This is a genomic window from Erythrobacter sp. (assembly GCF_038133525.1).
Lineage (GTDB): Bacteria > Pseudomonadota > Alphaproteobacteria > Sphingomonadales > Sphingomonadaceae > Qipengyuania.
Map to the genome: position 1 here is coordinate 1 of NZ_JAYPTL010000005.1, position 7509 is coordinate 7509.

At 62.5% G+C, this 7509-nt stretch carries 6 protein-coding genes; 4 read left to right on the forward strand and 2 right to left on the reverse strand.

The genetic code is table 11. From position 1 onward, the window contains the following. The first annotated feature begins 312 nt into the window (after nucleotides 1-312). The gene (purC, locus tag AAFM29_RS02095; RefSeq protein ID WP_341711173.1) at nucleotides 313-1116 is read left to right on the forward strand and encodes a phosphoribosylaminoimidazolesuccinocarboxamide synthase; all 804 of its coding nucleotides are present in this window, start codon (nucleotides 313-315) and stop codon (nucleotides 1114-1116) included. Here purC and AAFM29_RS02100 read toward each other — a convergent pair whose 3' ends face one another. After that, the gene (locus tag AAFM29_RS02100) at nucleotides 1117-1998 is read right to left on the reverse strand and encodes a diacylglycerol kinase family protein (protein ID WP_341711174.1); all 882 of its coding nucleotides are present in this window, start codon (nucleotides 1996-1998) and stop codon (nucleotides 1117-1119) included. It lies immediately after the preceding gene. A gap of 92 nt (nucleotides 1999-2090) precedes the next feature. Between AAFM29_RS02100 and AAFM29_RS02105 the strand changes: the two genes are divergently transcribed. Beyond that, complete coding sequence (locus tag AAFM29_RS02105) at nucleotides 2091-3332, forward strand: pitrilysin family protein (RefSeq protein ID WP_341711175.1); 1242 nt, start codon at nucleotides 2091-2093, stop codon at nucleotides 3330-3332. Further along, entirely contained in the window at nucleotides 3214-4920 is a 1707-nt protein-coding gene (locus AAFM29_RS02110; protein WP_341711176.1) for an insulinase family protein, read from the forward strand. Before AAFM29_RS02105 ends, AAFM29_RS02110 begins: the two co-directional genes overlap by 119 nt. Nucleotides 4921-4973: 53 nt before the next feature. Here the strand turns inward: AAFM29_RS02110 and AAFM29_RS02115 are convergent, their stop codons facing one another. Next, entirely contained in the window at nucleotides 4974-7175 is a 2202-nt protein-coding gene (locus AAFM29_RS02115; protein ID WP_341711177.1) for a TonB-dependent receptor domain-containing protein, read from the reverse strand. A gap of 281 nt (nucleotides 7176-7456) precedes the next feature. Between AAFM29_RS02115 and AAFM29_RS02120 the strand changes: the two genes are divergently transcribed. Further along, nucleotides 7457-7509 (forward strand): phosphoribosylformylglycinamidine synthase subunit PurS (locus AAFM29_RS02120; protein WP_341711258.1); only part of this gene is annotated, 53 nt, incomplete at its 3' end.

Below are 7509 nucleotides of genomic sequence, written 5' to 3' on the forward strand. Positions count from 1 at the left end.
TGCTTGAGCCGCGCATCGCCCGCCAGCGCGAGATAGTCGTTGGAAGAGAAGTCGGCGCCTTCGGGTCGCGTCAGGCTGCGCATGCGCGACTGGCGCGCGAGCGCGGCGAGATCATCCTGCTGCGCGGCGAAGGCGGGGCGGCGGAAGGTGAGGCCATCCATGCGCGCCCCGCTACCCACCGCATCGCCCGGCCGCAATTGCTTTCGCCGCACCGCTTCTGTATGGCGAAGCCGTCCGCCCCGGCAGTCGCGATCGCCCGTCGATTCCGCCTTCCGGGGCGCAAGCTTTTCACGCGCGAAGGAATACCCGCCCATGGCTCGTCGCCGCCAGATCTACGAAGGCAAGGCCAAGATCCTCTACGAAGGCCCCGAACCGGGCACGATCATCCAGTATTTCAAGGATGACGCGACCGCCTTCAACGCCCAGAAGAAGGGCACGATCAACGGCAAGGGCGTGATCAACAACCGCATCAGCGAGTTCGTGTTCACCCGCTTGTCGCACATCGGAATCCCGACGCATTTCATCCGCCGTCTGAACATGCGCGAACAGCTGATCCGTCAGGTCGAGATCATTCCACTCGAAGTGATCGTGCGCAATGTCGCCGCCGGCTCGCTTAGCCGCCGCCTCGGTATCGAGGAAGGCGAACTGCTGCCGCACACGCTGCTCGAATATTGCTACAAGGACGACAGCCTGGGCGATCCGCTGGTCTCGGAAGAAGAAATCGCCTGCTTCAACTGGTGCAGCCATGAAGAGATGCAGGACATCTCGAGCATGGCGATCCGCATCAACGATTTCCTGTGCGGCATGTTCAGCGCGATCGACATCCGCCTGATCGACTTCAAGCTGGAGTTCGGCCGCATCTGGGACGGCGATTACAGCCGTGTGATCCTGGCCGACGAGATCAGCCCAGACGGCTGCCGTCTGTGGGACATCAACACCGGCGAAAAGCTCGACAAGGACCGCTTCCGTCGCGATCTCGGCGGCGAGAGCGAGGCCTATCAGGAAGTCGCCCGGCGATTGGGCATCTTTCAGGACGACGACAGCGGCCCAGGCGAAGTGCTCGACATGAATGCACACCGCGGACGGCTGCGCAGTTCGATCAAGCCGAAGAAGTAATCAGACGACGTAGCGCAACGTCAAGCCGGCCGGTTCAACCGAGCCGGCGTAATCGGGTATGTGGTCTCCATCCACCTGTATCGGCGTCACGCAGCGATCGAACTCAATTCTCCGCACGGTGCGGATCTCTGCTAGTCCATACCTGTCAAGCGGCAGGCCGGCAGCTGCCGACCCGGCCAGAACGAGCGTACTCAGACGCGTTGATTTCGCCAAGGTAACCAGCTCCAGCGAAGCCGCCCTGAGGTTGGCCTCAGGGCTCAGCCGGAAGGGACCGGCAAAGTACGCGGATGACGAGACGATCACCGATTCCGCGCTGACCGAGAATGGCTCCCCGGTCACCAACTCGCCCCGCAAAGAAATGACCTCCCGAGGCCAGTTCGGCAATTGCTTCATCAACGCCGCAACATAGGCAAACCGGCCGATACGCTGTTTGAGAGGCCCCGACACCTGCGCCACGGCACGACTGTCAGGCCCGATCGAAAGGCAGGAAACGATAGGGGTATTTCCCAGCCGAAAGAGCGGCGCCTTCACCCAAGAATCCGGCCCTGCCTCCCATGCATGAACAAGCTTTCGCACGAATGCTTGCGGGTCATGCACATAGCCGAGCTCGCGCGCGACGAGATTGATCGTCCCCGATGGTACGATACATAGGGGAATGCGACCTGCATCCTCACCCAGCGCCGCCACGGTATCGCGCAACGTCCCGTCACCGCCGTAGATGCAGACGATATCGGCTTCCGTCTGAAGCAGTACGTCTCCACGTGCATCCGCAATCGGCGTGACCTGGAAACCGGCCTGGCTCAATGCCTCCACAAAGACCGCCAGGTGCGCTTCATGAAAGCCGCCCGACAGCGGATTGTAGACCAGGCTGAGTTTGCTCATCTTCCTGTACATACCGCTTGGAGACCGAACTGCCAGCGGAAGCCCGGTTCATCGGGTTGTCAGTTGGGCATGACTAGGGCACCACTATGCCCATGACGACCCGCCGTGCTTTTGCCTTCGCCCTTTTCCTCTCCACCTCCACCATCGCCCAAGCCGAAGCGCAGGGCTGGGATGCTGCAGACTGGGATCTGACCGATAGCGATATCCAACCCGCAGACGGTTGGGTTTTCGGCAAGCTCGACAATGGCATGCGGTATATCGTGCGCAAGGGTGAGCGGCCCGAGGGGACCGCGTTGGTACGCATGCTGGTCCATGCCGGATCGCTTGACGAACGCGACGATGAAAGGGGATTTGCCCACTACGTCGAGCATATGGCGTTCAACGGATCGACCAATGTGCCCGAGGGGGAGATGGTCAAGCTGCTTGAACGGCTGGGCCTGGCCTTCGGTGCCGACACCAATGCTTCGACCAGTTTCGACTATACGCAATACAAGCTCGACCTGCCGCGCACCGATGACGAATTGCTCGATACCGCACTGATGCTGATGCGCGAAACCGCGAGTGAACTCACCTTTGCACCCGAAGCTGTCGATCGCGAACGGGGCGTGGTGCTGTCCGAGCGCCGCGTGCGCAACACCTATGCCCTGCAGAACCTAATCGACAGCCTGGCCTTCAGCTATCCCGAGGGCCGGATCGCCAATCGCCTGCCGATTGGCACGCAGGAAACGTTGCAAGCCGCCGATGCGGCAGGCCTCAAGGCGTTCTGGCAAAGGGAATACGTACCGGCCTCGACCGTTCTGGTCGTGGTTGGAGATTTCGATCCGGCAAAGGTCGAAAGCAAGATTCGCGAACGGTTTGCCGACTGGCGTCCCGCGCCCTCGCCCGAACAGCCAGCCGCAGGGCCGGTCGACCCGGCCTACGCTGGAGCCACCGATATCCACCTCGATCCGGCGCTTGATGAATCGGTGGCGCTGTCCCGTCACGCTCCATTTGTGGAAATCCCGGACACCAAATCCGAACGTGCGCGCAGCCTGCTGCGCTCGATTGGCGAACGCATCGTAGACCGACGCCTGCAGCGGCTCGCCCGGCAGGAAAATCCCCCCATTCCGCGGCGCCGACCTGGGGTTGGGCGATACGCTCGACATTTCTCGTTCAACCCAACTCACCGTCGTCACCGAGGATGGTGGCTGGAAACGCGGCCTCGATGCGGCCATCATGGAATACCGGCGCGCGATCCAGGGCGGCTTCACCGAAGCCGAGGTGGCAGAGCAGCTCGCCAACTTCCGCAATTCATTCGAAACGGCAGCTGCGCAGGAAGCGACGCGCGGCAATGATGGCTGGGCGTCGACGGCCCTGCTCACCGCACGCGGCGACATGGTTCCCAATGGTGCGGCGGAACAACTCGCACTGTTCGAAGGATTCGAAAGCCAGATCACTCCGCAACTGGTGTTGGCTGTGCTCAAGGCAGACTGGCCGCTGATCGAGAACCCGTTGATCCGGTTCACCGGCAAGACCGCGCCCGAAGGCGGAGAGGCCGAGCTGCGCGCGGCGGTGGACACTGCCTACGCCATGCCCATCGATACCGCGGCGAGCACTGCTGTGACCGAATGGGCCTATACCGATTTCGGCGCTCCGGGGACCGTGGTCGCCGACACGACGACCGCACATCTGGGAATCCGGACGCTGCGCTTCGCCAATGGCGTAATGCTCAATTTGAAGCCCACCGAGCTGGAGCGCGACAGGATCCGGGTGGACCTGAGCGTGGACGGTGGCAGACTGCTCGAAACACGCGAAAGCCCGCTGGGCACCGAACTCGCCAGCCTCCTGCCCATGGGTGGCTTTGGTAAGCATGGTCTCGACGAGTTGCAGACGATCCTCGCAGGTCGGACGATCGGCGGCCAGTTCCGCGAGCGTGACGACAGCTTCGGTCTCGAGGCATCCACTACCCCGCGCGATCTCGAGCTGCAGCTCCAGCTGATCGCCGCCATGCTGAGCGATCCCGGCTATCGCCCGGAAGGGCTCGGATCGTGGCGGCAGGGTTTGCCTGCCTTCTTCGCGCGGCTGGGCAAAACCCCCTCTTCGGCGGCCTCGGAGGCAGCCAATGCCATCCTTTCGGACAACGATCCGCGCTTCACACGCCAGCCGATCGAGGCCTACCAGGCCCTGAACTTCGACGTGTTGAGGGACACCATTGGCGATCGATTGGCGCATGGCGCGGTCGAAATCGGGATCGTCGGCGATTTCGAAGAACAGGTGGTGATCGACCTGGTAGCACGCACACTGGGAGCGCTGCCGCCACGCGAGGCCGCTTTCAGGCCCTATGACCAGGGTGAACGCACGCGCAGCTTCACCGCCGATCGCAGAGCCCATGTGATCACGCATGGTGGCGAAGAGGACCAGGCCTTGTTGCGGTTCATCTGGCCGACGACCGACGACAACGACTGGGAACTCAACAGCCAGCTAAGCCTGCTGGCCTCGGTGGCCCGGGTCATGCTGACCGACACGCTGCGCGAGGATCTGGGCAAGACCTACGGCCCCGAAGTCGGCGGCGCCCAGTCCAGTGTCTGGGATGGCTACGGCACCTTCACCATGGGTGGTCAGGTTGACGTAAACGACCTGGAGGCTTCGCGCGATGCGGTCCTAGCCACCGTCGCCCGCCTCCGCGACATGCCGATCGACCCCGACCTGCTGCAACGTGCACGCCAGCCGATTATCGAAACGCTCGACAATCGACTGAAGAGCAATGGCGGATGGATCGATTATGTCGATCGCGCGCAAAGCCAGCCCGACGATATCGAACGCTTCGTAACCGCCAAGGATCGCTATCTCGCGATCACGCCGGAACAGCTGCAGGCCGTGGCACAGACCTATCTCGACCCGGCGAAGGCGGTCGAGTTCCAGGTCGTTCCCGATACCAAATGAAAAAGGCCGGACCTCGCGGTCCGGCCTCGTCCCTTGCACTCAGGCTTGCGTGATCAGTAGTTCACGCGGGCCGAGATGCCGAACATCCGCGGATCGTTGACGAAAGCGGTGTTGTTGTTGAAGTCGATGCCGCCCTTGACGTTATCGGCATTGGTGATGTTGCGCACGAAGGCTGCAACCTCGAAGCTGCCGTCCTGCTTGGCGTAGCCGATCCGCAGGCCACCTTCGAACTGGTTGTTCGCGTTGAATTCGCGGCTCTCGTAGAGGAAGAAGTTGGTCTTCCCCTGATAGGTCCAGTCGGTGAAGAAGAAGATCTCTCCGTCATTGCCGACCGGGAAGCCATAGCGCGCGGTCACGTCGGCGATCCACTCGGGTGCGTTGGGGAACGGATTGCCGTCCACCAGCGCGCGGGTGTTGCCCGACAGAACGACCGTCGGGTCGGTCACGGTGCACTGTGCGCAGATGCCCACGGCCAGCGTGTCGTCCTGGATCTTCGTGTCGTTCCAGCTGACACCGGCGGTCAGCAGGAAGTCGGGGGTGATCTGGAAGGCGCTGTCGAGTTCGAAGCCGAAGCCGCGGCCCTTGTCGGCGTTGACCAGCTGCACGAGGTTACCCGCACCACCGACGGCCGAGAACTGCGGGTCCTCGATCGTGTAGTAGTAGATCGCGCCGTTGAGGCGTACGCGGCGATCGGCGAGCTCGGACTTGAAGCCGACTTCGTAGCTCATGATCTTTTCGCTGGTCGCAACCGACGGGGGCGAGAAGAAGGCAACGTCACGGCCCTGGATGGTCGGGGCGCGGAAGCCGCTGGCAACACGGGCGAAGACGCTGGCGTCATCCGAAACGTCGAAGAAACCGGCGAGGTCCCAGCTCACGCGGCTGTCTTCCACATGGGTCGGCTGCGGTGCGGCACCCGCCAGGACGACAAAGTCCTTCTCGTCGTCGGTGTAGCGCAGGCCGGCGGTCAGCTTGGCGCGATCGCTAAGCTTGTAGGTACCCTGGCCGAACACCGCCCAACTTTCGTTGGTGTGGTTGACGGTCACTGGCGGCGGGAAAGTGAAGCCGACCGTCGTCACGTCGAAGCCGCTGTTGAAGTAGTAGCCGCCGATCTGCCAGGTGAAAGTGCCCGTGTCGGCCGAGGCCAGGCGAACTTCCTGGGTGAACTGGTTGAGGTCGATCGAGTCCTGCGTGTCCGACGGGAACGGGATGAAGCCCGGACCGGTCACGAGGTTGCCGCCGTCGATGTCACCGCGGCTCGAACCGCTGCTGTTGGCCCAACCGGTGATCGAGGTCAGCGTCGCGCCGCCAAAATCGTAATCGATCTTGGTCGAGGTGATGAAGCCCTTGTAGCCCGCCTCATTGCCGCCACCGGCATCGTAGAACACGGTATCACGGTCGTAGTTGGCATTGAGGTCGTTGTTGCCCGGGCCAAGGATGTTGGCGCGGAACAGCGTCGAGGTGCCGTCCAGGTCACGGAACTGGACCGAGCTGAGGATGCTCAGCTCATCGGTCGGCGTGAGCAGCAACTGCGCGCGGCCGGCGACTTCGTCGAACCCGCCAAGCACGTCGTCTTCGCCGGTGAAGCCGTTGTCGACCCAGTTGTCGCGGTGCTGGTAAAGCCCCGAAACGCGCAACGAAGCAATGCCGGGTGCGATCGGAATGGTCAGGCCCGCTTCAAGCGAGAGCGAATTGAAGGTGCCGTAGCTGGCCGAACCCTGGAAGGCGAGCTCGTCACCCGGGCGCACGGTGTCGATCTTGACGATACCGGCAGGAGTGTTGCGGCCGAACAGCGTGCCCTGGGGTCCGCGAAGGACTTCGACCCGCTCGATATCGAAGATCGGGAAGGACTTCAGCGTGACGTTTTCCATCACGATATCGTCCATAACCACCGAAACCGGCTGCGAGGCGGCCAGGTCGAAGTCGGTGTTGCCGAGGCCGCGGATGTAGAAACGCGGAGCGGCGCGACCGTTCGAGCTTTCGATGAACAGACCGGGCACGCGCGCAGCAAGCGCGGTCACTTCGGCACCCGAATCGAAGATCGTCTTGACCGTGTCGGCGTCGAGCGTCGCTGCGGAGACAGCGACGTCCTGCAGGTTCTCTTCGCGACGGTTGGCAGTCACGATAATGGTGTTGAGCTGGCCTGCTTCCGCATCGTCGGATGCGTCATCTTGGGCGAGGACAGGCTGCGAAGCGAATGCCGCGATGGCAATCATGCTCGTCCCAAGGAAGCGAGCGGCAGTGGAGCGAATGGTCATGGATGGGTAGTCCTGCTTGAGCCCGCGGCGATCCGACCGCAGACATTTGGAGGGAAAGATTCGGTCTTTGAATCGCAACCCGCATAGCAAAGTGGCGCGGCTTGGGGGGCACCGCGGCACTCTATTGCGACGGAATTCTTGCACTTGTTGCACTATAGTTACAGCCGTTCCTAATATGTCACGATCTTAACCATCCACCACAGCAGCGCGCGAGCAGCTTGAATGCTCGGCTCCTTCGCGGCATAGGCGCGCGCAAAGGCGCGCAAGCGAAAGGCCCATTCATGAAAGTTCGTGTCCACGTCAGCCTCAAACCCGGCGTGCTCGACCCGCAGGG

Coding starts and splice junctions, on each gene's coding strand:
- purC (WP_341711173.1), top strand. CDS start 313: ATGGCTCGTCGCCGCCAGATCTACGAAGGCAAGGCCAAGATCCTCTAC.
- AAFM29_RS02100 (WP_341711174.1), bottom strand. CDS start 1,998: ATGAGCAAACTCAGCCTGGTCTACAATCCGCTGTCGGGCGGCTTTCAT.
- AAFM29_RS02105 (WP_341711175.1), top strand. CDS start 2,091: ATGACGACCCGCCGTGCTTTTGCCTTCGCCCTTTTCCTCTCCACCTCC.
- AAFM29_RS02110 (WP_341711176.1), top strand. CDS start 3,214: ATGGAATACCGGCGCGCGATCCAGGGCGGCTTCACCGAAGCCGAGGTG.
- AAFM29_RS02115 (WP_341711177.1), bottom strand. CDS start 7,175: ATGACCATTCGCTCCACTGCCGCTCGCTTCCTTGGGACGAGCATGATT.